The organism is Pseudomonas sp. SB113, from assembly GCF_040754745.1.
GTDB classification, from domain to species: domain Bacteria; phylum Pseudomonadota; class Gammaproteobacteria; order Pseudomonadales; family Pseudomonadaceae; genus Aquipseudomonas; species Aquipseudomonas grimontii.
The window spans coordinates 104,469-126,557 of the sequence record NZ_JBFMHW010000014.1; the positions used below are offsets into that span (position 1 = coordinate 104,469).

Below are 22,089 nucleotides of genomic sequence, written 5' to 3' on the forward strand. Positions count from 1 at the left end.
ATGAACTGTAAAAACTTGGGGTTCAGCCGTAATTAAGGTGGGAGTTGTTATTATTCCGTCACATTTAGCCGTATTAACCCCAGACCGCCATGCCCAGCTCTTCGCCCCAACTCCCCGCCAGCGCCCTGCCCGACGGCTTCTTCGACCGCGATGCGCAAATACTCGCGCGGGATTTGCTCGGAAAAGTCATACGCCATCGTGTCGGCGATCTCTGGCTTTCAGCGCGAATTATTGAAACCGAAGCCTATTACGTGGCCGAAAAAGGCAGCCACGCCTCACTCGGCTACACAGAAAAGCGTAAGGCTTTGTTTCTGGACGGTGGGCATATCTATATGTACTACGCCCGTGGCGGGGATTCGCTGAACTTCAGCGCGCAGGGACCGGGCAATGCCGTGCTGATCAAATCGGCCTATCCCTGGGTCGATGAAACCTCCGGGCCCGCCAGCCTGGCGCAGATGCTGTTGAACAGCCCGAACGCCAATGGCAGCCCGCGCCCCACGCAAAAGCTGTGTGCCGGCCAGACATTGCTGTGCAAGGCGCTGGGCCTGAAAGTGCCGATGTGGGATGCCAAGCGCTTTGATCAGGAATTGCTCTATGTGGAAGACGTCGGCCAGACACCGACACACATCATCCAGACCACTCGCCTGGGCATCCCCAGCGGCCGTGACGAGCACTTGATGTATCGCTTCGTCGACGCTGGCTATGCGCCCTACTGCACACGGAACCCGCTGCGACGGGGCCAGGTCGAAGGCCGCGACTACTTTTTGATTTGAATCTGTGGCGATGGAGTGAAGATTTATGGGCCAGTGGCTCGATAGCATTACCGGCTGGCTGACCCTCAACCCGCAATGGCTGGCGGCGGCGGTGTTTATCGTCGCGTGCGTGGAATGCCTGGCCATCGCCGGGCTGATCGTGCCGGGCACCGTGATGCTGTTTGCGATTGCGGCGCTGGCGGGCAGCGGCGCGTTGTCCCTGAGTGAGACCCTGCTGATGGGGTTCCTCGGTGGCTTGCTGGGCGATGCCGTGTCCTACTTCCTCGGCCGGCATTTCCATCAGAACATCCGCCGCCTGCCCGGCCTGCGCCACCACCCGGAATGGATGAACGGCGCCGAAACCTACTTCCACAAATACGGCATCGCTAGCCTGCTGGTAGGACGTTTCATCGGGCCATTGCGACCGATGCTGCCGATGGTGGCCGGGATGTGCGACATGCCCTTCCCGCGCTTCGCCCTGGTCAGCATGCTGGCGGCAGCCGGCTGGTCAGTCGCCTATCTGCTGCCAGGCTGGGCGACCGGCGCCGCATTCCGCCTGCCATTGCCGGAAGGGTTCTGGCCTGAGGCGGGGGTCGTCACGGCCTGCCTGGCGATCCTGCTGGGGCTGAGCCTGAACACCAGCCTGCGCGGGCATCGTCGCGCGACCTTGTGGATAGGTTGCGCCAGCCTGACCTTGTTGATCGCCCTGTTTATCGGCTATCACTACCTGGACGACTTTGACCAGGGCCTGAGCGCGCTGGTGCAGGAACACCGCAGCCCCTGGCTGGACCACACCATGGTGATGGTCACCCAGCTGGGTGAGTTCAAGAAGATGTTCTTCGCCAGCGCCGTGTTCACCGGGTTGCTGCTCCTGGCGCGGCAATGGCGTCACGCGCTGTTTGTCGGCGCCACGCTGGCCGGGGCGGCCGTGATCAACACCGGCACCAAGCTGTTCTTCGCCCGTGGCCGCCCGGAAATCCTTACCGACCCACTGACCAGTTTCAGCATGCCCAGCGGCCACGCCTCCGGCGCGTTCGCCTTCTTCCTGGCACTGGCGATACTGGCCGGTCGCGGCCAACCCACGCGGTTGCGCCTCACCTGGATGCTGCTGGGCTGTATTCCCGCTGCCTTCATCGCGCTGTCACGGGTCTACCTGGGCGCCCACTGGCCCACCGACATCCTGGCGGGCACGCTGCTGGCAATGACGGTGTGTGCGTTCAGCCTGGGCGTCAGCCAATATCGAAGCCCACTGCCGGCCATGCCGCAAAAAACCTGGTGGCTGCTACTGCCGGCACTGCTGGCGGTGCTGAGTTTTATCGCGCTCACTGGCACGCCCCATGCCTTGCTGCGCTACGCCTATTAAGTGAACAACTCGCCCTGCAACTCATCGAGCAGCATCTGGATCGCATCCAACCGCTGTTGCGGGTCATCGAGTTGCAGCAGGTCGATCTTGTCGGCCTCGGTGAACGGCAGCAGATACGCCAACTGATTGCCCAAGGCTTGCTGGCCATCGGCGTGAGTGCCCATGTCCAGCGAGGCGACCATCGGGTGTTCGGCCAGGGCCTGGAGCAAGGCCAGCAGGTCGGCGTCCTCTTCTTCCAGCGCCTGGTCCGGCAGCTCTTCCAGCCATTGCACCTCGGCCACCAGCAACTGGTCCTTCTGCACACCGGCATCACGCACGCGGAAGCGACGCCCGCCTTCGACACGAATCCCCAACAGGCCGTTGTCCTGCTGCTTGAAGTCGCGAATCAACGCTTCGCAGCCGATCAACGCATAGCCATCCGGGGCCATACCGACTTCCTTGCCATCAAGGATGCACACCACGCCGAAGCTTTCGCCCTTTTTCATGCAGCGGCTGACCATATCCAGGTAGCGTGCCTCGAACAGTTGCAGGTCGAGGGTGCAGCCAGGGAACAGCACGGTATTGAGCGGGAACAGCGCCAGACTCATAAAGGTTTCCTTAAACCCGGTTTAAACAATCACCGACACGGCCAGCGGCAGGAATACCGCCGTGGCCACGCCCATCAGACTCATGGCCAGCGCCGCAAAGGCACCGCACTCTTCGCTTTCCTGCAGGGCCACCGAGGTACCGACGGCGTGGGCGGTCATGCCCAAGGCCATGCCGCGCGCCTCGGGACTGTGCACCCCCAGGCGCGACAGCAAGGCCGGGCCGATCATCGCGCCGATCACCCCAGTAATCAGCACAAACACCGCCGCCAGCGCCGCCACGCCACCGATCTGCTCGGCCACCAGCATGGCAATCGGCGAGGTGACCGACTTGGGCGCCATGGTCATCAGCATCCTGTGTTCGGCACCGAACCACCAGCCCAGCAGCACACACAAGCCGGTGGCCAACACGCCGCCTATCACCAGCGTAGTAAAAATCGGCCAGAACAATTGGCGAATGCGGCGCAGATTGAGATAAAGCGGCACGGCCAGCGCGACCGTGGCCGGGCCCAGCAGGATGCCCATGATCTCGGTGCTCTTGCGGTACTCGGCATAGCTCAGGCCGCAGGTGAGCAATACACCGATCACCAGCAGCATGGAGACCAGCACCGGTTGCAGGAAAATCCAGCGGGTTTTCTCGAAACCCGCCAGCACCAGTTGATAGGCGCCCAGGGTGATACCGATACCGAACAACGGGTGATGAATGACAGCCGTCCATGCGCCGTGCCAGTCGAAGATCATTGGCTCTTCTCCTTGCGCTTGACCATCCGCTGCATCAGCACGCCGACAAAACCCATGGCAACCACCAGCGACAACACCAGCGCGCCGACGATGGCCCAGAAGTCGGCGGCGATGTCCTTGGCATACACCATCACCCCCACCGCTGGCGGTACCAGCAGCAACGGCAAGTAACGCAACAAGCTACTGGCCGCCAGGCTCAGGGGCTCGCCGACTTCACCACGCCAGATCAGGAAACCGAGCATCAACAACAGGCCGATGATCGGCCCCGGCAGTACCGGTACCAGCAAATGATTGATCGCCGTGCCGATCAATTGAAACAGCACCAGCCATGTCAGACCGCGTAACAGCATCCGCTTTCTCCCCCCCTCAAGACTCGCCCGCATTATAAGCATGCCCGCCCTATGCTCAGGCATTCGCCAAAAGCATGGTGGGTTGACCGGGCTGGATACCCATGATGATCTACATTGGTTCTCTGTAACCCCAAAAAACAGAACCGATGAACCAAGGAGAGACGCAATGCCCTATGTACCCGTAGCGCAGCTCAAAGACTATGTCGGCAAGGAACTGGGACGTTCCGAATGGCTCACCATCGACCAGGCACGCATCAACCTGTTCGCCGAGGCCACTGGCGATCATCAGTTCATCCACGTCGACCCGGTCAAGGCCGCGCAAACCCCGTTCGGCAGCACCATCGCCCACGGTTTCCTGTCGTTGTCACTGATGCCCAAGCTGATGGAAGACATCCTGATCATGCCCGAAGGGCTGAAGATGGCGGTCAACTACGGCCTGGACAGCGTGCGCTTTATCCAGCCGGTGAAGGTCAACTCCAAGGTGCGCCTGAACGTGACCCTCACCGACGTCACCGAGAAAAAACCTGGCCAATGGCTGTTCAAGGCCACGGCCACCCTGGAAATCGAAGGCCAGGAAAAGCCGGCTTATATTGCGGAGTCGTTGTCACTCTGCTTCGTGTAGTCCCAAGCCTGTGGTGAGGTGCTGAAACTCACCACAGGCTATGTAAATTTATGTATGAAGCTCGCAGCTGCGGCATACTCGGCGCTCAAATATCCGGATCCCGCTATGCGCCCACTCGCCCCCCTTGCCCTTGCCCTGTTGCTCACCGCTTGCGGAGACGGCGAATCGCTGTTGCCGCCCGATGCGCGCCTGCCCGATGGTGGCCGTTACCGGGGCGATGTGGTCAATGGCTTGCTCCAAGGCCAGGGCCGCGTGGATTACCCCAACGGTAGTTGGTACGCCGGGCAGTTCGACAAGGGCCAGTGGCACGGCCAGGGCGAATGGCATGGCAGCAACGGCGAAATCTATAAAGGCCAGTTCCAGCAAGGCCTGTTCGACGGCCAGGGCAGCCTGACCACGGCCGGCAGCCATTATGTCGGCGGGTTCAAGAACGGCCGGCGCAACGGCGAAGGCACCCTCAAAGAGGGGCAGATGACCTATCGCGGCGAATTCAAGGACGACCAGTATTCCGGCCTCGGCCGCCTGGAGCTGGCCGACGGCAGTCAGTATCAGGGCCAGTTCGCCCACGGCAAACCGAATGGCGAAGGCCAGCGCAATGACGACAGCGGCAACCAGTTCAGTGGCCACTTCGTCGATGGCCAGCTGGAAGGCAACGGCACCTTCAACAGCGCGGACGGCGACATCTATGTCGGCCAGTTCAAACAGAACCAGCTCAACGGCAAGGGCCGTTATGAAAACGCCGACGGCGACGTGTGGATCGGTCAGTTCAAGGAAGGCTCACTCAGCGGCAAGGGCGAGTTGATCGGCGTCGACGGCAGCCATTACGTGGGCCAGTTCAGCGATTGGCGCTTTACCGGCGAAGGCCGCCTGAACCTGACCGACGGCAGCTTCTACATTGGCGGCTTCGACAGCGACAACTACCAAGGCCGCGGCACCCTGGTACTCACCGACGGCACCGTGCTGGCCGGCACCTGGGTCAACGGCATGCGCGTGCGTGACGCCGACGGCGCATTGTTGCCCGACCCGCTGGAGATTGGCGTCCTGGCCCAGGGCCGTTTGCTCGATACCGCCCTCGCCGCCGTGCCGGCGTCCACCCCCGCAGTGGAGCTGTACACCCTGGCCGTGGCCGGCGACGGCAAACAGAGCGTGTTCCTGCGCGAAGCCGATTACGTCAGCAACATGCTCGCCACCCGCTTCGGCGCACGCGGGCAGGTCCGCCTGGTCAACCACCGCGACCATATTGCCGACCGGCCACTGGCCACCCGCGAAAGCCTGCGTCGCGCCGTGCAAACCCTGGCCGAGCGCACCGGACCGGAAGACCTGGTGTTTATCTACATGACCAGCCACGGTACCCACGAACACGAACTGGTGCTGGACCAACCACGCATGGAACTGGCCGACCTGCCCGCCGACGAGTTGGCCGCCGTGCTCGCGCCGCTGAAAAACCGCGACAAGATCGTCGTGATTTCAGCCTGCTACTCCGGCGGCTTCATCCCGGCGCTCAAAGACGAACGCACCCTGATCATGACCGCCTCGCGCGCCGACCGCGTGTCCTTCGGTTGCTCCGAAGAGGCCGACTTCACTTACTTCGGCGATGCCCTCTTCGCCCAAGCCTTCAACCAGACCGACGATTTGCAGCAAGCCTTCAAGCTGGCGCAGTTGCATGTGAGCGAACGCGAACAGGCAGACAACTTCGAAGCGTCCGAACCGCAGATCTGGGCCCCCAAAGGCGTGATCGCCCACTGGCAATTATTACGCAAGCAGCAGGCACGAAAGGCGCTGGAAAGCGTCTCAATGAATAGCAAGGAAGCCAAAGGCAACTAAGCTGTAACGTGTAACAAGGGGGAAACACCATGTACCTGACACCTCAGCATATCCTGCTCGCCGGCGCCTCTGGCCTCACCGGCGAACACCTGCTCGACCGCCTGCTCAACGAACCTACCGTGACCCGCGTGCTGGCGCCCAGCCGCAAGCCACTGGCCGAGCATCCGCACCTGGAAAACCCGGTGGGCGACCCGGCGGTGTTCCTGCCGCAACTGAGCGGCCAGGTGGATATTGCCTTCTGCTGCCTGGGCACCACCCTCAAACAAGCGGGCTCCGAAGAAGCCTTCCGCGCGGTAGACCTGGACATGGTCGTCGCCTTCGCCAAACGTGCTCGGGAAATGGGCGCGCGGCACCTGATCGTAATCAGCGCGGTAGGCGCCGACCCGAAATCCTCGATCTTCTACAACCGGGTCAAAGGCGAAATGGAACAGGCGCTCAAGGCCCAGGACTGGCCGCAGTTGACCATCGTGCGGCCTTCGCTGCTGCTGGGGGAACGGATGGAGCCACGTTTGGCCGAGCAACTGGCCGGGCCGCTGTCACGGTTGATTCCAGGGAAATACCACGGCATTGAAGTCTGCGAACTGGCCCGTGCCATGTGGCGCCTGGCGCTGGAAGAGCAGGATGGGGTACGCGTGGTGGAGTCGGATGAGTTGCGCAAGCTCGGTAAATAGGCCGAACGCAAAGCAAAATGCGGGAGGGGGGGCAAATCGAATCGTCGCACCGCCCCTCCCACATTGGTTGTGTAGTGCCTTCAGGTCAGCGCTAGAGCCCGCCTGTCGCGTTAAACCCCACACCGAGCACCGTCAACACCGACAGCGGCAACAACAAGGTGTCGAGCAACGCGCTGGCCGGCAGGTCGACGCCGGGGTAGCTGGGCGCCTCGGCACCGAACCGGTCCTTGGCGCAGCAACCTCCGTTCATTGCATACAAGTCCAAGCGTGTGCCGGCATATACCACTGGCGCGCCGGGCTTTGCGGCGTCCAGCGTACGCGCGGTGGCACAGCCGGCCAGTTGCAGCGCCAGTATTACCAACAGTGCCTTATTCATCGCTGCTCAAATGGTGTTCGCCCCAACGCGGCAGCATGTCCTGAGGGATATTCAGCAGGTTGAGAATCCGCGCCACCACGAAATCCACCAGGTCATCGATGGTTTGCGGCTGGTGATAGAAGCCAGGCGACGCTGGCAGGATGGTCACCCCCATGTTCGACAACTTGAGCATGTGCTCCAGATGAATGCTCGAATACGGCGCCTCGCGCGGTACCAGGATCAACTGGCGGCGCTCCTTCAACGTCACGTCGGCGGCGCGCTCGATCAGGTTGTTGCAGGCACCCGTGGCAATCGCCGACAACGTACCCGTGGAGCACGGCACCACAACCATTGCCGCTGGCGCACCCGAGCCCGATGCCACCGGCGACATCCAGTCTTCCTTGCCATAGACCTTGATCTGCCCCGCCGCCGCACCGGTGTACTCGGTGAGGAAGGCTTGCATCATCTGCACCTTGGGCGGCAGTGCGACATCAGTCTCGGTGGCCATCACCAACTGCGCAGCCTTGGAGATCAGGAAGTGCACCTCGCGGTCTTCGCGCACCAGGCAATCGAGCAGGCGCAAGCCATATGGCGCGCCGGATGCGCCGGTCATCGCCAGGGTGACGCGCTCGGGGCCACTCATTTCAGCGCCTCGGCCAGTTTGCCGTGCAAGCCGCCGAAGCCGCCGTTGCTCATGACCACCACATGGGTGCCGGGCTTGGCCTGGTGCTTGACGAACTCAATGATGCCCTCGATGGAATCACAGACTTTCGACGGCACCGTGCACTGCGCTGCAATCGCCGGCAAGTCCCAGCCGAGATTGGCCGGGGCATACCACACCACCTGGTCGGCATCGTTAACGCTTTCCGGCAGGCCGTCGCGGTGCGCGCCGAGCTTCATGGAGTTTGAGCGCGGCTCGACAATAGCAATGATCGGGGCATCGCCAACGCGTTTGCGCAGGCCGTCGAGGGTGGTGGCAATGGCCGTTGGGTGGTGGGCAAAGTCGTCGTAGATGGTAATCCCATTCACGTCGGCGACCTTTTCCATGCGGCGCTTCACGCTCTTGAATGCACTCAAGGCAGCAATGCCCATCGACGGCACCACGCCCACATGCCGCGCGGCCGCCAGGGTGACCAAGGCATTGGCGACGTTGTGCTGGCCAGTCATGTCCCACTCGACGATGCCTTGGGCCTCGCCTTCAAACAGCACTTCAAACCGGGAACCGTCTTCACTGAGCAACTTGACCTGCCATTGCCCTTGCGCACCGGTGGTTTGCACCGGGGTCCAGCAGCCCATCTCGATCACGCGCTGCAAGGCTGGCTCGGTGGTCGGATGGATGACCAGGCCTTCGCTCGGAATGGTGCGCACCAAATGGTGGAACTGCCGCTCGATGGCCGCCAAGTCGGGGAAGATGTCGGCGTGATCGAACTCAAGGTTGTTGAGGATCGCCGTGCGTGGACGGTAGTGGACGAACTTGGAGCGCTTGTCGAAGAAGGCGCTGTCGTATTCGTCGGCTTCAATCACGAAGAACGGCGTATCACCCAGGCGCGCCGATACCGAGAAGTTCTGCGGCACGCCGCCAATCAGGAAGCCCGGGCTCATGCCCGCGTGCTCCAGCACCCAGGCGAGCATGCTGCTGGTGGTGGTCTTGCCGTGGGTGCCGGCAACGGCCAATACCCAGCGACCTTGCAGCACATGGTCGGCCAGCCATTGCGGGCCGGACACGTAAGGCAAGCCTTTGTTGAGGACGTATTCGACAGCCGGATTGCCCCGGGACATGGCATTGCCGATCACCACCAGGTCCGGCACCGGGTCGAATTGCGCCGGGTCGTAACCTTGGGTCAGCTCAATGCCCTGGGCCTCAAGTTGCGTGCTCATGGGCGGGTAAACATTGGCATCTGAGCCCGTTACATGATGGCCCAGTTCTTTAGCCAGAACCGCCATCGACCCCATGAAGGTGCCGCAGATACCAAGAATATGAATGTGCATAGTCGACCTCGTAAACATCGAGGCAGGTTAGCGCAGGGGGGCGAAAATCGCACTCTTTAGCTGTAGGACCAATCTATTGAGCCGCTCGCGCAATCCCGTGTCGGCGCAGCTTTCTATACAGCGTGTTACGACTGACACCCAACTGCTCCGCCGTGTGGGTCATGTGCCAGCGTTGTTGCTCCAGGGCCGTGAGCAAGGCGAGTCGCTCAGCGTCCCCCAGGGGCGAGTCGGCAAGCCTGGCGTCGGCGACCGGTTGTGGCCGAGTCTGGCGGATCAACGCAGGTAAATCCTCAAGACCGACCCGGCCGTCGTCACACAGCGCGGCCAGCGTACGCAACACCGTGCGCAGCTGTCGAACGTTGCCCGGCCAAGGGTAGGCCAGCAGCGCCGAGCGCGCCGCCGGGTCGAGTTGTACGCTCTGTGCGCCCGCCTCTTGCGCCAGCAGGAAATCCAGCAGTTGGGACTTATCGCTGCGTTCACGCAACGGCGGCAAACCGACTTCCAGGCCGTTGAGTCGGTAATACAAGTCTTCACGAAAACTGCCGTCCTGCACGCGTTCCAGTAAATTCCGGTGAGTCGCGCTGATAATTCTGACATCAACCGCCTGGGGCTCACCGCCGATGGGCACCACCATGCGGTCCTCCAGCACCCTTAACAGGCGCGTCTGTAGCGCCAACGGCATGTCGCCGATTTCATCGAGGAACAACGTGCCGCCGTCGGCCTGTTGCAACTTGCCCTGCATGCCTTCCTTGCGCGCGCCGGTAAAGCTGCCGCCGCGATAGCCGAACAGTTCGCTTTCGATCAGGCTTTCAGGGATGGCGGCACAGTTGAGGGCAACAAACGCCTTATCGGCTCGCTGGCTGGCGTGATGCACGGCCTTGGCGAAGGCCTCTTTACCGGAGCCGGTTTCGCCGTTGATCAGCAAGGGCACATCACGCTCGAATACCCGCAGCGCCTTGCGGAAATCGTTTTGCAACGCCGGGTCGCCCAGGCAGATACCCGGCAGGCGCGGCCGTTCGGGTTCAGGCTTGACGAACGGCGCTGGCTGGCTGCGCGCCTGCCCACGCAGGGCGGCGAACAGATGCCGGCCATCGCGCGTACGCAAGGGCCAACTGGCCGTCGCATTGGCGCTGGCGCGACCGAGTAACTGATCCAGGGAACACTCGAAAAACGCCTCCACCGGCAGCCCCAGCAAACCGTCACGCACCTGACCCAACAGGTTCAACGCGCTTTGGTTGACCGCGCAAATGCGCCCTTCGCCATCGAACGCCAACAGCCCCTCGCTGAACAGGCCCACCGACTCGGCCTGCAGGTGAAAGCGCAGCAGCCAATGGTGTTCAAAGTTGCGCAGGAAGTAGCAACTCTCGATCATTTTCGCCGACAGGTTGACCAGCGCCATGGTGTGGAACTGGCTCTGGCGCGACACGGCTTCGCGTGCCGAGGACACATCGAGCACCGCAAGCAGCTCGCCATGGGGGTCGAACACCGGGCTCGCCGAACAGGTCAGCCCGGTGTGGCGGCCACGAAAATGTTCATCGCGATGAATGGTCAACGACTGGCGCTCCACCAGGCAGGTGCCGATGCCATTGGTGCCCTCGCGCGCTTCGCTCCAATCGGCACCGAGCCACAACCCGGCCCGCTCGAAAATCTTGCGCTCGGACGGCGCGGTGACGCAATTGAGGATCACCCCTCGCGCATCGGTCAGCAGCACCGCGTGACCAGCGCCCGAAAGCTGCTGGTGCAGGCTGTTCATCTCGCTGCCGGCAATATGCAGCACCTGTTGCAGGCGCTCGCGGCTTTCCAGCAGGCGGCCGTGCTCAAGCACAGTGGGGGCGATGGTCTGCGCAGGGTCGAGGTGGTAGTCCTCCAGGCAGCGCAGCCAGGAGCGGGCGATGGAAGGATCGCCGGCCGGATCGCGCCCGCGCGCCACGGTGAGGACTTGCTGGGCATGGCGACTGAAATGATCATTGTGCATGTTCTTATTATTCTCCCTGCGTGAGAGTGCCCAGCATCCCCCAGCCCTCCAGCCAATGCAATCCCGCGCCGACCCACTGGTCACGATCTGTACCGTTTATGGCACAAACTGTCACAACGCCTGTACCGCTCCTGCCACAAAAAGGTATTGCAACCATCCCCAAGCCCTTGATTTCCCTGGCCTGCAAAGCGCTGGCCCAACCTTTGCTCTACGCTTTACCAAGCGCTTGCGCGCTGCACTCCAATAAACATAAAAGCCAGGAGATACCCACCATGCGTTACGCACACCCCGGTACTGAAGGCGCGATCGTTTCGTTCAAGGCCAAGTACGGCAACTACATTGGTGGCGAATTCGTTGCCCCGGTTGATGGCAACTACTTCACCAACACTTCGCCGGTCAACGGCAAGCCTATCGCCGAATTCCCGCGCTCCACTGCCAAAGACATCGACAAGGCGCTGGACGCCGCCCACGCTGCCGCTGACGCCTGGGGCAAGACCTCGGCCCAGGACCGCTCGCTGGTGCTGCTGAAAATCGCCGACCGCATCGAACAGAACCTCGAACTGCTGGCCATCACCGAAACCTGGGACAACGGCAAGGCCGTGCGCGAAACCCTCAACGCCGACATCCCGCTGGCGGCCGACCACTTCCGCTACTTCGCTGGCTGCATCCGCGCCCAGGAAGGCACCAGCGCCGAAATCAACGAACACACCGCGTCCTACCACTTCCATGAGCCACTGGGCGTGGTCGGCCAGATCATCCCGTGGAACTTCCCGCTGCTGATGGCCGCGTGGAAACTCGCCCCAGCCCTGGCCGCCGGCAACTGCGTGGTGCTCAAGCCCGCCGAGCAAACCCCGCTGGGCATCAACGTACTGATGGAAGTGATCGGCGACCTGCTGCCACCGGGCGTGCTGAACGTGGTGCACGGTTTCGGCAAAGAAGCTGGCGAAGCCCTGGCCACCAGCAAGCGCATCGCCAAGATCGCCTTTACCGGCTCTACCCCGGTGGGCTCGCACATCATGCACGCGGCGGCCGAGAACATCATTCCGTCCACGGTGGAACTGGGCGGCAAGTCGCCGAACATCTTCTTCGCCGACATCATGAAGGCCGAACCTTCTTTCATCGAGAAAGCCGCTGAAGGCCTGGTGCTGGCGTTCTTCAACCAGGGCGAAGTGTGCACCTGCCCATCCCGTGCGCTGGTGGAAGAGTCGATCTACGACGACTTCATGAAAGTGGTGATGAAGAAGGTCGAGCAGATCAAACGCGGCGACCCGCTGGACACCGACACCATGGTCGGCGCCCAGGCGTCCGAGCAGCAGTTCGACAAGATCCTGTCCTACCTGGAAATCGCCAAGGGCGAAGGCGCGCAATTGCTCACCGGCGGCAAGGTCGAACAGCTCACTGGCGATATGGCAGGCGGCTATTACATCCAGCCGACCCTGCTCAAGGGCACCAATGAAATGCGTGTATTCCAGGAAGAAATCTTCGGCCCTGTGGTGAGCATCACCACCTTCAAGGACGAAGCCGAAGCCCTGGCGATTGCCAACGACACCGAGTTCGGCCTCGGTGCCGGCGTGTGGACTCGCGACATCAACCGCGCCTACCGCATGGGCCGTGCGATCAAAGCTGGCCGCGTGTGGACCAACTGCTACCACCTGTACCCGGCGCATGCCGCGTTTGGCGGTTACAAGAAGTCCGGCGTGGGCCGTGAGACGCACAAGATGATGTTGGATCACTACCAGCAGACCAAGAACTTGTTGGTGAGCTACGACATTAATCCGCTGGGCTTCTTCTAATCAACCTCCCCTCCCACCGTTGAAATGCAATCAAGTGTGGGAGGGGGTCTATCCCTTCCCACACTTAGATCTTCATAAGTACTTGCGAATTGCATTCGGCACACAGAGGCCGAGTTAAAAACAATAACAATGAAAGGTACTTCTTCATGCCTAGCGAACCGACTGGATCTTCCGTCGACTTCGAAAAAGTCGACTCCCAATATTTCCAACAACGCGAACTTAAAAAAGGCGCCGCCGGCTGGGTACTGCTGGTTGGCCTTGGTGTTGCCTACGTCATCTCGGGCGACTATGCCGGCTGGAACTTCGGCCTGGCCCAGGGTGGCTGGGGCGGTATGTTCCTCGCCACATTGCTGATGGCCACCATGTACCTGTGCATGTGCTTTTCCCTGGCCGAACTGTCTTCCATGATCCCCACCGCAGGCGGTGGCTACGGTTTTGCCCGCAGTGCCTTCGGGCCCTGGGGCGGGTTCCTGACGGGCACCGCCATCCTGATCGAATACGCCATCGCCCCCGCCGCCATCGCGGTGTTTATCGGTGCCTATTGCGAGTCGCTGTTCGGCATCGGCGGCTGGATGATCTACCTGGCGTTCTACATCATCTTTATCGGCATCCATATCTTTGGCGTCGGTGAAGCCTTGAAGCTGATGTTCGTGATCACCGCCATCGCCGCGATTGCACTGGGCGTGTTCCTGGTGGCAATGGTGCCGCACTTCAATGTCGCCAACTTGCTGGATATTCCGGTAAGCGAGGCCAAGGGCGCCAGCACCTTCCTGCCATTTGGCTACGTCGGCGTGTGGGCAGCGATCCCCTATGCGATCTGGTTTTTCCTCGCCGTAGAGGGTGTGCCGCTGGCCGCCGAAGAAACCAAGAACCCCAAGCGCGACCTGCCCCGGGGCCTGATCGGCGCCATTGTGGTGCTGACCAGCTTTGCCTTGTTGATCCTGGTGATCGCACCGGGCGGCGCAGGCACCTACGCGCTGATCAAATCCGGTAACCCGCTGGTGGAAGCGCTGGCGTTGTCCTATGGCGGTTCGACCTGGATGGGCAGCTTCGTCAACCTGGTCGGCCTGGCCGGCTTGATCGCCAGCTTTTTCTCGATTATCTACGCCTATTCACGGCAGATCTTCGCCTTGTCCCGTGCCGGCTACCTGCCGCGCAAACTGTCCCAGACCAACAAGAGCAAGGCACCGGTACTGGCGCTGGTGATCCCCGGCATTATCGGTTTCGGCCTGTCGCTCACCGGCCAGGGGGATTTGCTGATCCTGGTGGCGGTGTTTGGCGCGACCATTTCCTACGTGCTGATGATGGCCGCGCACATCACCCTGCGCATCCGTCGCCCCAAAATGGACCGTCCTTATCGCACGCCGGGCGGGATCTTCACCTCCGGGGTGGCCCTGGTTCTGGCCTGCGTGGCCGTCGTGGCGGGCTTTTTGGTGGATCCACGGGTAGTGATTGGCGCCGCAATCATCTATGGAGTATTAATTGCTTACTTTGCTTTCTACAGCCGGCATCACTTGGTAGCAGGCACGCCCGAAGAAGAATTCGCCGCGATCCAGGCCGCTGAGGCCGCCTTGCACTAACTGCCGTAAACCTCGACGCGGGCTCCTCTCCTGCCCGCGTCGTCAAGGAGACACTGTATGGCAAGCTTTTCCCACGCGGTGGGTGCACAAACCTACCGTTTCGACAGCCTCAAGGACGTGATGGCCAAGGCCAGTCCCGCGCGCTCCGGGGACTTTCTCGCCGGCGTCGCCGCGCAGAACGACGGTGAGCGGGTGGCGGCGCAAATGGCGCTGGCGAATATCCCGTTGAAACACTTCCTCGAAGAAGCGCTGATCCCCTATGAAAGCGATGAAGTCACCCGGCTGATCATCGACACCCACAACAAGCAGGCTTTCGCCGTGGTCAGCCACCTGACCGTCGGCGGCCTGCGCGACTGGCTGCTCAGCGACGCCGCCGATGAACAATCCCTACGCGCATTGGCGCCGGGGCTGACACCGGAAATGGCTGCAGCCGTGTCCAAGATCATGCGCGTGCAGGACCTGGTACTGGTGGCGCAGAAGATCCGGGTGGTCACTCAGTTTCGCGGCACCATGGGACTGCGCGGGCGCCTGTCGACCCGCCTGCAACCCAACCACCCGACCGACGAGCCGGCGGGCATCGCTGCGAGCATTCTCGACGGCCTGCTCTACGGTAACGGCGACGCCATGATCGGCATCAACCCGGCCACCGACAGCATCGCCTCGATCTGCGCCATGCTGGAGATGCTCGACGCCATCATCCAGCGCTACGAAATCCCCACCCAGGCTTGCGTGCTGACCCACGTCACCACCTCCATCGAAGCCATCAACCGCGGCGTGCCGCTGGACCTGGTGTTCCAGTCGATTGCCGGCACCGAGGCGGCCAATGCCAGTTTCGGCATCAGCCTGAGCGTGCTGCAGGAAGGCTACGAGGCGGGCTTGAGCCTGAACCGGGGCACTCTGGGGCAGAACCTGATGTATTTCGAAACCGGCCAGGGCAGCGCCTTGTCGGCTAACGCACACTTTGGCGTCGACCAGCAAACCTGCGAAACCCGCGCCTATGCGGTGGCCCGGCATTTCAAGCCGTTCCTGGTCAATACCGTGGTCGGCTTTATCGGCCCCGAGTACCTGTACAACGGCAAACAGATCATTCGCGCAGGCCTTGAAGACCACTTCTGCGGCAAGCTGCTGGGCGTGCCCATGGGGTGCGACATCTGCTACACCAACCATGCCGAAGCAGACCAGGACGACATGGACACCCTGCTGACCCTGCTGGGCGTCGCCGGGATCAACTTCATCATGGGCATCCCCGGCTCCGACGACATCATGCTCAACTACCAGACCACCTCGTTCCACGACGCCTTGTACGCTCGCCAGACCCTGGGTTTAAAGCCGGCGCCGGAGTTTGAACAGTGGCTGGCCAAAATGGGCATCTTTACGCAAGCCGACGGCAAGGTGCGCTTCGGCAACAGCTTGCCACCGGCGTTTCGCCATGCTTTGGCGCAATTGGGATGAAGGAGCCACCTGTGCAACTCGACCTGCCTGAAAACCCGTGGCTGGAACTGCGCCGCCTGACCCCGGCGCGGATTGCCCTGGGCCGCACCGGCACCAGCATTCCCACCAACGCCCAACTGGACTTTCAATTTGCCCACGCCCAGGCGCGGGACGCGGTGCACCTGCCTTTCGACCATGCCGGCCTGAGCAGTCAACTGGCCGAACGTGGGCGCGATAGCCTGTTGCTGCACAGTGCCGCAACCGACCGGCATAGCTATCTGCAACGCCCGGACCTGGGGCGGCGCTTGAGTGATGAGTCGGCCCAGAGCCTGCGGGATTACGCGGCTGCGCATCCCGGCGGCATGGACTTGGCGGTCGTGGTGGCTGATGGTCTGTCGGCGCTGGCGGTGCATAAACATACGTTGCCGTTTCTGACGCGTATGGAAGAACAGACCCACGCCGAAGGGTGGTCCTTGTCGCCGGTAATCCTGGTGGAACAGGGCCGCGTGGCGGTGGCCGACGAAATCGGGCAACTGCTCGGCGCCAAGATGGTGGTGATCCTCATCGGTGAACGGCCGGGGCTCAGCTCGCCGGACAGCCTGGGCCTGTATTTCACCTACAACCCCAAGGTCGGCCTCACCGATGCCTATCGCAACTGCATCTCCAATGTACGCCTGGAAGGCTTGAGCTATGGCATGGCGGCCCATCGCCTGCTGTACTTGATGCGAGAGGCGTGTCGCCGACAGCTGTCGGGGGTCAACCTGAAGGACGAGGCGCAGGTTCAGACGATCGAATCCGACGACCCGGACCTGATGAAGGGCAACTTCCTGCTCAGCCCACCCACCGACTGATCCCGGCACGATTGCGCTTTTTCGCGTCTTTAGGCAGCATCAAGTCACGGCCGCTTGTGTGGTCATACCCATTTGGAAGTTGAGGCCTGGCATGCGGATTACTCAAGCGACCCTGGAACACCTGGACCTGTTGACCCCGTTGTTCGTCAAGTACCGCGAGTTCTATGGGGCCCTGCCCTTTCCGGATTCGTCACGGGCCTTTCTGGAAAAGCGCCTGCGCCGCAAGGAGTCGGTGATCTACCTGGCGCTGCCCGATGACGACGACAAACGCTTGCTCGGGTTCTGCCAGCTTTACCCGAGTTTTTCCTCGCTGTCGCTTAAACGTGTGTGGATCCTCAACGACATCTATGTAGCCGAAGACGCGCGCCGCCAACTGGTGGCGGATAACCTGATACGCACGGCGAAGAAAATGGCCAAGGAGACTCACGCGGTGCGGCTGCGAGTATCGACCAGCAGTGATAACCAAGTGGCACAGAAGACGTACGAGTCGATCGGTTTTCGTGAGGATACCGAGTTCAAGAACTACACCTTGCCGATCAGCGAAGACTGATTGCCTGACACCTTGTGGGAGGTGGCTTGCCCCCGATAGCGGCTTTTCAGTCAGACTATTTATAACTGACACTGCCCCATCGGGGGCAAACGCCCTCCCACAGCTGATTCCGTGGCGTCCAGCGCACCGCACACCGCGACATCCCCCGCTACAAAACCAACACGCTTTTCACCTCTCAATCCGTATAATGCGGACCTTTCAGGGTTGTAAGAAACACTACATACACTTGTAGCCTTATTACCCGAGCTTCCGCACAAGCCTGCTGAGCCGGGCTATTCACACAGGTGCCATCCATGGATTTCAACCCGCTCGACCTTATCCTGCATCTCGACGTGTACCTCGACATGCTGGTAACCAATTATGGTCCGTGGATATACGCCATTCTGTTCCTCGTCATCTTTTGCGAAACCGGCCTGGTGGTCATGCCGTTCCTGCCGGGTGATTCGTTGCTGTTTATCGCCGGCGCCGTCGCTGCGGGCGGCGGCATGGACCCGGTCTTGTTGGGCGGGCTTTTGATGTTGGCGGCAATCCTCGGCGACAGCACCAACTACGTGATCGGGCGAACGGCGGGAGAACGCCTGTTCAGCAACCCGAACTCGAAAATCTTCCGCCGCGACTACCTGCAAAAAACCCACGATTTCTACGACAAGCACGGCGGCAAAACCGTGACGTTGGCGCGCTTCCTGCCGATCCTGCGTACCTTTGCGCCGTTCGTCGCCGGCATCGCGAAAATGCCCTATGCACGGTTCTTCGGTTTCAGCGTGCTGGGCACCATCCTCTGGGTTGGCGGCCTGGTGACCCTGGGCTACTTCTTCGGCAACGTGCCGTTTATCAAGAAAAACCTCTCGCTGCTGGTGGTGTTCATCATCCTGCTGTCGCTGGTGCCGATGATCATTGGTGTGTTCCGCAGCCGCTTTGGCCGCACCTCTTCAGAAGCCAAGCCGCAGTAACCCGGCATGTGGTCCCTTAGCGCCTGGCGTCGCCGGCGCCTGCTGGCCAAGCACCCGATTGCCGATGACACCTGGCAGCGGGTGCGCCACCACCTGACCTTCCTCGACGGCATCAGCGCCGAGCAGGACCAGTGGCTGCGCGAAGCCTGCGTGGTGTTCCTCGCCGAAAAACACCTCACCGCCCTGCCCGGCGTCGACCTGCACCAGGAACAACGCCTGCTGCTCGCCGCCCAGGCGCAATTGCCATTGATGAACCTCGGCGACCTCGACTGGTACCAGGGTTTCCATGAAATCGTGCTGTACCCCGACGACTTCCTCAGCCCCCAACGCCATCGCGACAGCAGTGGCATTGAACACGAGTGGGACGGCGAACACAGCGGCGAAGCCTGGCAGCAAGGCCCGGTGATCCTCGCCTGGCCCGGCGTGCTCGCCAGCGGTCAGTGGGAAGGCTACAACCTGGTGATCCACGAACTGGCGCATAAGCTCGACATGCTCAACGGCGACGCCAACGGCCTGCCGCCGCTGCACCACGACATGCGCGTGCAGGAGTGGGCCAGCGTGATGCAGAGCGCGTATGACGACCTCAATCGCCAACTGGACGCCAACCCCGATGCCGAGACGGAGATAGACCCGTACGCGGCGGAAAACCCGGCGGAGTTCTTTGCGGTCACCAGCGAATATTTTTTCAGCGCCCCGGATTTACTCGTCAACAGTTATCCACAGGTGTACGCCCAACTCAGCCGCTTTTACCGCCAGGATCCCTTGGCCCGCCTGACCCAACTGCAAGCGCACGACCCGCGTTATCAGCCACAAGGCGAATGACCGTACGACGTCTGGCGCATGGCATCGCCGTCAGAATATGCCTATAATCGCCGCCACTTTTAGGCCAATCCGGCCATGTCATATGGCCAACTACGGGGGCAACGCCCAATGAGCTACAGCAAGATTCCGGCTGGCAAAGACCTGCCGAACGACATCTACGTCGCCATCGAGATTCCGGCCAACCACGCGCCGATCAAATACGAAATCGACAAAGACAGCGACTGCCTGTTCGTTGACCGTTTCATGGCCACCCCGATGTTCTACCCGGCCAACTACGGTTTTATCCCGAACACCCTGGCCGACGACGGTGACCCCCTCGACGTACTGGTCGTAACCCCTTACCCGGTTACCCCAGGCTCAGTCATCCGCGCTCGTCCAGTCGGCATCCTGCACATGACCGACGACGGCGGCGGCGATGCCAAAGTTATCGCGGTACCCCACGACAAGCTGTCCCAGCTGTACGTGGACGTGAAGGAATACACCGACCTGCCGCCACTGCTGCTGGAACAGATCAAGCACTTCTTCGAGAACTACAAAGACCTCGAAAAAGGCAAATGGGTGAAGATCGACGGTTGGGGCAACGCAGACGCCGCCCGCGCCGAGATCCTGAAGTCGGTCGCTGCCTACAAAGGCTGATACCCGCTACTCATTGCCTCGGCAATTGAAAAAGCCCCGATCATTCGGGGCTTTTTTTGTGGGAAAAATTAAACGACAAGTTCAACTTTTTATAAACTTAGTTTAACCATCCTTCAAATCCGAAGTACCAAGCTACAACTAAGCAAAAACCTACAGGCCTAACTCAACGCATGGTTTATTTGATGTGTTTTCTCGGCCAGTAAACTCTGCGTTTATGAATACATCAGGTGACCGCTTAAAAGCGCTATTAAGGGAAGTTCATCTTTCCGCCTCCGACTTCGCCAAGAACCGTGGTGTCACGCCTCAACACGTGAACAACTGGTTCAAACGCGGTGTACCCATGGGCCGACTCAACGAGATCGCAGAACTGCTGTGCATCTCCAGCCGTTGGCTACGCACCGGCGAAGGCCCCAAACACCCACCGGCCAACTTCCTGCTGGAAGGCCCAAGCACCAGGAAAGGACTCCCCGCCCGCGAAGAAAGTGGCAAATACCTCACAGGCCCCGCCTGCCGCCCGGAAAAAATCGACGTGGAGATCCACCTCCACCCCACCTTCACCTCAACCGAACGCATCCGCGTCTCCCTGCACACCCTCGAAACCCTCAACGTCAACCCCGACCGCGCCCTGGGCGCCTACATGGTCGACAACAGCATGATCGACATCATCCAACAAGGCGCCACCCTCGCCATCGACAAAGGCCGCACCCAAATCATCGACGGCGAAATCTACGCCGTCGAACACGATGGCATGCTACGCATCAAATACCTCTACAACCGCCCAGGGGGCGGTTTGCGCATGCGCAGCCACAACGCCGGCGAACACCCGGATGAATACCTGACCCACGAGCAACGGTTCGAACAGAACTTCCAGATCGTGGGATGGGTATTCTGGTGGTCCACCCTCAACAACCGCCGCCCACCCGTGCCGCTGGATGAACACCTTTTGGGCTGGGAAGGCTCTAAATCGGATCCGGAGGTGGGCAACTGAAGTGAATGTGGGTATCATGCGCCGCACATTTGGCAGGGGGTGGCTTTGCGGCTATTCACCCTGCTCGGCGATGCGGAGGAGCTCCCGCGGATGCCCCTACTATTCAGCCCGACGCAATGTGGGCTGAGCGATTTGAAGGCTGCTGAGGTTTGTCAAAAACAAGCTGAGGCAGTCACAGAGAAGCCGGCCACAAGCCGGCTTTTTAATTCAAACATAAGACCAAAGACTCATAGCCAAAAAGCCATTATCATGGCGCAATGAACATTCAAGCGCTATTTTGTGAGCGAATTCGCTTTTTTAAGGAAAGTACACAGGTGGGGCAAGAAGATTTGGCTGTGCAGCGCGGGCTGGACAGAACTGAAATAACGCGTATCAAACGCGAAGCTCGAAATCCTACACTTAAAATAACTTAGAAACTCGCGCGGAATTTTGTCATGAAGCTTCATATGTTTTTTGATTGGGCAGAGTGTAGAGGTAGCAGTGATAAAAATTGATGACTTTGAAAAAGAATTTTTCAATCATACAGTGGGTTGGACTTGGGAGATTCAGGGCTTTATCGATGAGCAAAATCGTGTTTACCCCATAGACTCTGACACCAAAGTGATTAGTACTGTCTTCGAAAGACTGTCCAGCCCAGTACTCAGAACGATAGCGCTCGATCACGGCTTTACAGTCGCTAATGCCAACCAGACAACATATCCGGATTTCACTCTAACAAAGCTAGATAATTCTGGAAATGTCATCCAACGTATCGCCATAGATATTAAGACAACCTACCACATTCAAGGCCGCCCCCTGGTCTTCACGCTGGGAAGCTACAAATCTTTTATTAGAAATAACACAAAAAATATTTTATTCCCTTATTCAACCTACACTGATCATTGGGTAATAGGCTTTATATACACTCGAAACCTCGCATTTGAAGAGTACGACCTGACTAATATACCGAAGGTCGGTGATATAAAATGCCCTTACGACTTACAAAGTATATTTATAAGAGAAAAAACAGATGTAGTGGGTTTAAGAGCGGGAAGTGGTAACACGGCAAATATAGGCTCAATAAAGCTAAAAATCCCTCAAGACTTCTCGACTGTAAAAGGTCCTTTTTCTCATTTCTCTCGAGCAAAAGACGCTTGCGACTTCTATTGGCAGAACTACGATCACTTTGTAACTCTCATTAAAACTCAAGAGGAGCTGCTCGCTCATCCTGACTTCAAGAGTTTTCTTTAAAAGCTCGCGCAAGCACACGTAAACTTGCGCGC

General features: G+C 60.3%; 22 protein-coding genes. 15 read left to right on the plus strand and 7 right to left on the minus strand.

The window, feature by feature from the left end:
• Positions 1-89 precede the first annotated feature (89 nt).
• Together AB1462_RS19135 and AB1462_RS19140 are read left to right on the plus strand one after the other, a co-directional pair.
• Positions 90-773 (plus strand): DNA-3-methyladenine glycosylase, encoded by a 684-nt coding sequence (locus tag AB1462_RS19135; protein ID WP_367247626.1) that lies wholly within the window; start codon positions 90-92, stop codon positions 771-773.
• Positions 774-798: 25 nt separating this feature from the next.
• Positions 799-2,115 carry a bifunctional DedA family/phosphatase PAP2 family protein gene (locus tag AB1462_RS19140; protein WP_090401908.1) on the plus strand — a complete coding sequence of 439 codons (1,317 nt, stop codon included), beginning with the start codon at positions 799-801 and terminating at the stop codon, positions 2,113-2,115.
• Here AB1462_RS19140 and AB1462_RS19145 read toward each other — a convergent pair.
• From AB1462_RS19145 to AB1462_RS19155, 3 genes are read right to left on the minus strand one after another with little or no spacing between them, the layout of a single operon-like run.
• Complete coding sequence (locus tag AB1462_RS19145; protein WP_090401907.1) at positions 2,112-2,702, minus strand: LON peptidase substrate-binding domain-containing protein; 591 nt, start codon at positions 2,700-2,702, stop codon at positions 2,112-2,114. The genes AB1462_RS19140 and AB1462_RS19145 overlap by 4 nt on opposite strands.
• Before the next feature lie 21 nt (positions 2,703-2,723).
• Entirely contained in the window at positions 2,724-3,440 is a 717-nt protein-coding gene (locus AB1462_RS19150; protein ID WP_090401906.1) for an LrgB family protein, read from the minus strand.
• Positions 3,437-3,790, minus strand: a complete 354-nt coding sequence (locus tag AB1462_RS19155; RefSeq protein ID WP_090401905.1) for a CidA/LrgA family protein — start codon at positions 3,788-3,790, stop codon at positions 3,437-3,439. The genes AB1462_RS19150 and AB1462_RS19155 overlap by 4 nt, the downstream gene beginning before the upstream one ends.
• A 166-nt stretch (positions 3,791-3,956) precedes the next feature.
• Here AB1462_RS19155 and AB1462_RS19160 point away from each other — a divergent pair, with 166 nt between their 5' ends.
• From AB1462_RS19160 to AB1462_RS19170, 3 genes are all read left to right on the plus strand, one after another.
• Entirely contained in the window at positions 3,957-4,412 is a 456-nt protein-coding gene (locus AB1462_RS19160; RefSeq protein WP_003194496.1) for a MaoC family dehydratase, read from the plus strand.
• 105 nt (positions 4,413-4,517) lie between these two features.
• A complete protein-coding gene (locus tag AB1462_RS19165; protein WP_259194159.1) occupies positions 4,518-6,236 on the plus strand; it encodes a C13 family peptidase in 1,719 nt (572 codons plus the stop codon).
• Between the two features lie 29 nt (positions 6,237-6,265).
• On the plus strand, positions 6,266-6,907 hold the full coding sequence (locus AB1462_RS19170) for an oxidoreductase (protein ID WP_259194158.1): 642 nt from the start codon (positions 6,266-6,268) through the stop codon (positions 6,905-6,907).
• A gap of 91 nt (positions 6,908-6,998) precedes the next feature.
• Here AB1462_RS19170 and AB1462_RS19175 read toward each other — a convergent pair whose 3' ends face one another.
• The 4 genes from AB1462_RS19175 to AB1462_RS19190 all read right to left on the minus strand — a co-directional run bounded on the left by AB1462_RS19175 (position 6,999) and on the right by AB1462_RS19190 (position 11,226).
• Positions 6,999-7,283: a YceK/YidQ family lipoprotein gene (locus AB1462_RS19175; protein ID WP_090401902.1), complete on the minus strand. Its 285-nt coding sequence runs from the start codon at positions 7,281-7,283 to the stop codon at positions 6,999-7,001.
• Entirely contained in the window at positions 7,276-7,905 is a 630-nt protein-coding gene (gene ubiX, locus AB1462_RS19180) for a flavin prenyltransferase UbiX (RefSeq protein ID WP_017735613.1), read from the minus strand. The genes AB1462_RS19175 and ubiX overlap by 8 nt, the downstream gene beginning before the upstream one ends.
• Complete coding sequence (gene mpl, locus AB1462_RS19185) at positions 7,902-9,251, minus strand: UDP-N-acetylmuramate:L-alanyl-gamma-D-glutamyl-meso-diaminopimelate ligase (RefSeq protein ID WP_090401901.1); 1,350 nt, start codon at positions 9,249-9,251, stop codon at positions 7,902-7,904. Before mpl ends, ubiX begins: the two co-directional genes overlap by 4 nt.
• 73 nt (positions 9,252-9,324) lie before the next feature.
• A complete protein-coding gene (locus tag AB1462_RS19190) occupies positions 9,325-11,226 on the minus strand; it encodes a sigma-54-dependent Fis family transcriptional regulator (protein WP_367247629.1) in 1,902 nt (633 codons plus the stop codon).
• A gap of 272 nt (positions 11,227-11,498) precedes the next feature.
• Between AB1462_RS19190 and AB1462_RS19195 the strand changes: the two genes are divergently transcribed.
• The 10 genes from AB1462_RS19195 (at position 11,499) to AB1462_RS19240 (ending at position 22,057) form a co-directional block, all read left to right on the plus strand.
• Positions 11,499-13,019 carry an aldehyde dehydrogenase family protein gene (locus AB1462_RS19195; RefSeq protein ID WP_090401899.1) on the plus strand — a complete coding sequence of 507 codons (1,521 nt, stop codon included), beginning with the start codon at positions 11,499-11,501 and terminating at the stop codon, positions 13,017-13,019.
• A gap of 146 nt (positions 13,020-13,165) precedes the next feature.
• Positions 13,166-14,599: an ethanolamine permease gene (gene eat, locus AB1462_RS19200; RefSeq protein WP_090401898.1), complete on the plus strand. Its 1,434-nt coding sequence runs from the start codon at positions 13,166-13,168 to the stop codon at positions 14,597-14,599.
• 57 nt (positions 14,600-14,656) lie between these two features.
• Positions 14,657-16,051, plus strand: coding sequence for an ethanolamine ammonia-lyase subunit EutB (locus AB1462_RS19205; RefSeq protein ID WP_090401897.1), 1,395 nt, complete (start codon positions 14,657-14,659; stop codon positions 16,049-16,051).
• Positions 16,048-16,881 carry an ethanolamine ammonia-lyase subunit EutC gene (gene eutC / locus AB1462_RS19210; RefSeq protein WP_145336749.1) on the plus strand — a complete coding sequence of 278 codons (834 nt, stop codon included), beginning with the start codon at positions 16,048-16,050 and terminating at the stop codon, positions 16,879-16,881. Before AB1462_RS19205 ends, eutC begins: the two co-directional genes overlap by 4 nt.
• 91 nt (positions 16,882-16,972) lie before the next feature.
• Positions 16,973-17,431 carry an N-acetyltransferase gene (locus tag AB1462_RS19215; protein ID WP_090401895.1) on the plus strand — a complete coding sequence of 153 codons (459 nt, stop codon included), beginning with the start codon at positions 16,973-16,975 and terminating at the stop codon, positions 17,429-17,431.
• Between the two features lie 293 nt (positions 17,432-17,724).
• Positions 17,725-18,381: a DedA family protein gene (locus tag AB1462_RS19220; protein ID WP_259194155.1), complete on the plus strand. Its 657-nt coding sequence runs from the start codon at positions 17,725-17,727 to the stop codon at positions 18,379-18,381.
• A gap of 6 nt (positions 18,382-18,387) precedes the next feature.
• Complete coding sequence (locus AB1462_RS19225) at positions 18,388-19,203, plus strand: zinc-dependent peptidase (RefSeq protein WP_090401893.1); 816 nt, start codon at positions 18,388-18,390, stop codon at positions 19,201-19,203.
• Between the two features lie 108 nt (positions 19,204-19,311).
• On the plus strand, positions 19,312-19,839 hold the full coding sequence (gene ppa / locus AB1462_RS19230) for an inorganic diphosphatase (RefSeq protein ID WP_090401892.1): 528 nt from the start codon (positions 19,312-19,314) through the stop codon (positions 19,837-19,839).
• A gap of 214 nt (positions 19,840-20,053) precedes the next feature.
• Positions 20,054-20,827: a S24 family peptidase gene (locus AB1462_RS19235; RefSeq protein ID WP_259194153.1), complete on the plus strand. Its 774-nt coding sequence runs from the start codon at positions 20,054-20,056 to the stop codon at positions 20,825-20,827.
• Between the two features lie 480 nt (positions 20,828-21,307).
• Positions 21,308-22,057 (plus strand): type II restriction endonuclease, encoded by a 750-nt coding sequence (locus AB1462_RS19240; RefSeq protein ID WP_259194152.1) that lies wholly within the window; start codon positions 21,308-21,310, stop codon positions 22,055-22,057.
• The last annotated feature ends 32 nt before the right edge of the window (positions 22,058-22,089 follow it).

What these genes read in the sequence shown, in the direction of transcription:
- mpl (WP_090401901.1), bottom strand. Translation starts at nt 9,251, where the DNA reads ATGCACATTCATATTCTTGGTATCTGCGGCACCTTCATGGGGTCGATG.
- ppa (WP_090401892.1), top strand. Translation starts at nt 19,312, where the DNA reads ATGAGCTACAGCAAGATTCCGGCTGGCAAAGACCTGCCGAACGACATC.
- AB1462_RS19155 (WP_090401905.1), bottom strand. Translation starts at nt 3,790, where the DNA reads ATGCTGTTACGCGGTCTGACATGGCTGGTGCTGTTTCAATTGATCGGC.
- ubiX (WP_017735613.1), bottom strand. Translation starts at nt 7,905, where the DNA reads ATGAGTGGCCCCGAGCGCGTCACCCTGGCGATGACCGGCGCATCCGGC.
- AB1462_RS19135 (WP_367247626.1), top strand. Translation starts at nt 90, where the DNA reads ATGCCCAGCTCTTCGCCCCAACTCCCCGCCAGCGCCCTGCCCGACGGC.
- AB1462_RS19165 (WP_259194159.1), top strand. Translation starts at nt 4,518, where the DNA reads ATGCGCCCACTCGCCCCCCTTGCCCTTGCCCTGTTGCTCACCGCTTGC.
- AB1462_RS19140 (WP_090401908.1), top strand. Translation starts at nt 799, where the DNA reads ATGGGCCAGTGGCTCGATAGCATTACCGGCTGGCTGACCCTCAACCCG.
- AB1462_RS19220 (WP_259194155.1), top strand. Translation starts at nt 17,725, where the DNA reads ATGGATTTCAACCCGCTCGACCTTATCCTGCATCTCGACGTGTACCTC.
- eutC (WP_145336749.1), top strand. Translation starts at nt 16,048, where the DNA reads ATGAAGGAGCCACCTGTGCAACTCGACCTGCCTGAAAACCCGTGGCTG.
- eat (WP_090401898.1), top strand. Translation starts at nt 13,166, where the DNA reads ATGCCTAGCGAACCGACTGGATCTTCCGTCGACTTCGAAAAAGTCGAC.
- AB1462_RS19215 (WP_090401895.1), top strand. Translation starts at nt 16,973, where the DNA reads ATGCGGATTACTCAAGCGACCCTGGAACACCTGGACCTGTTGACCCCG.
- AB1462_RS19205 (WP_090401897.1), top strand. Translation starts at nt 14,657, where the DNA reads ATGGCAAGCTTTTCCCACGCGGTGGGTGCACAAACCTACCGTTTCGAC.
- AB1462_RS19190 (WP_367247629.1), bottom strand. Translation starts at nt 11,226, where the DNA reads ATGCACAATGATCATTTCAGTCGCCATGCCCAGCAAGTCCTCACCGTG.
- AB1462_RS19170 (WP_259194158.1), top strand. Translation starts at nt 6,266, where the DNA reads ATGTACCTGACACCTCAGCATATCCTGCTCGCCGGCGCCTCTGGCCTC.
- AB1462_RS19225 (WP_090401893.1), top strand. Translation starts at nt 18,388, where the DNA reads ATGTGGTCCCTTAGCGCCTGGCGTCGCCGGCGCCTGCTGGCCAAGCAC.
- AB1462_RS19145 (WP_090401907.1), bottom strand. Translation starts at nt 2,702, where the DNA reads ATGAGTCTGGCGCTGTTCCCGCTCAATACCGTGCTGTTCCCTGGCTGC.
- AB1462_RS19195 (WP_090401899.1), top strand. Translation starts at nt 11,499, where the DNA reads ATGCGTTACGCACACCCCGGTACTGAAGGCGCGATCGTTTCGTTCAAG.
- AB1462_RS19175 (WP_090401902.1), bottom strand. Translation starts at nt 7,283, where the DNA reads ATGAATAAGGCACTGTTGGTAATACTGGCGCTGCAACTGGCCGGCTGT.
- AB1462_RS19150 (WP_090401906.1), bottom strand. Translation starts at nt 3,440, where the DNA reads ATGATCTTCGACTGGCACGGCGCATGGACGGCTGTCATTCATCACCCG.
- AB1462_RS19235 (WP_259194153.1), top strand. Translation starts at nt 20,054, where the DNA reads ATGAATACATCAGGTGACCGCTTAAAAGCGCTATTAAGGGAAGTTCAT.
- AB1462_RS19160 (WP_003194496.1), top strand. Translation starts at nt 3,957, where the DNA reads ATGCCCTATGTACCCGTAGCGCAGCTCAAAGACTATGTCGGCAAGGAA.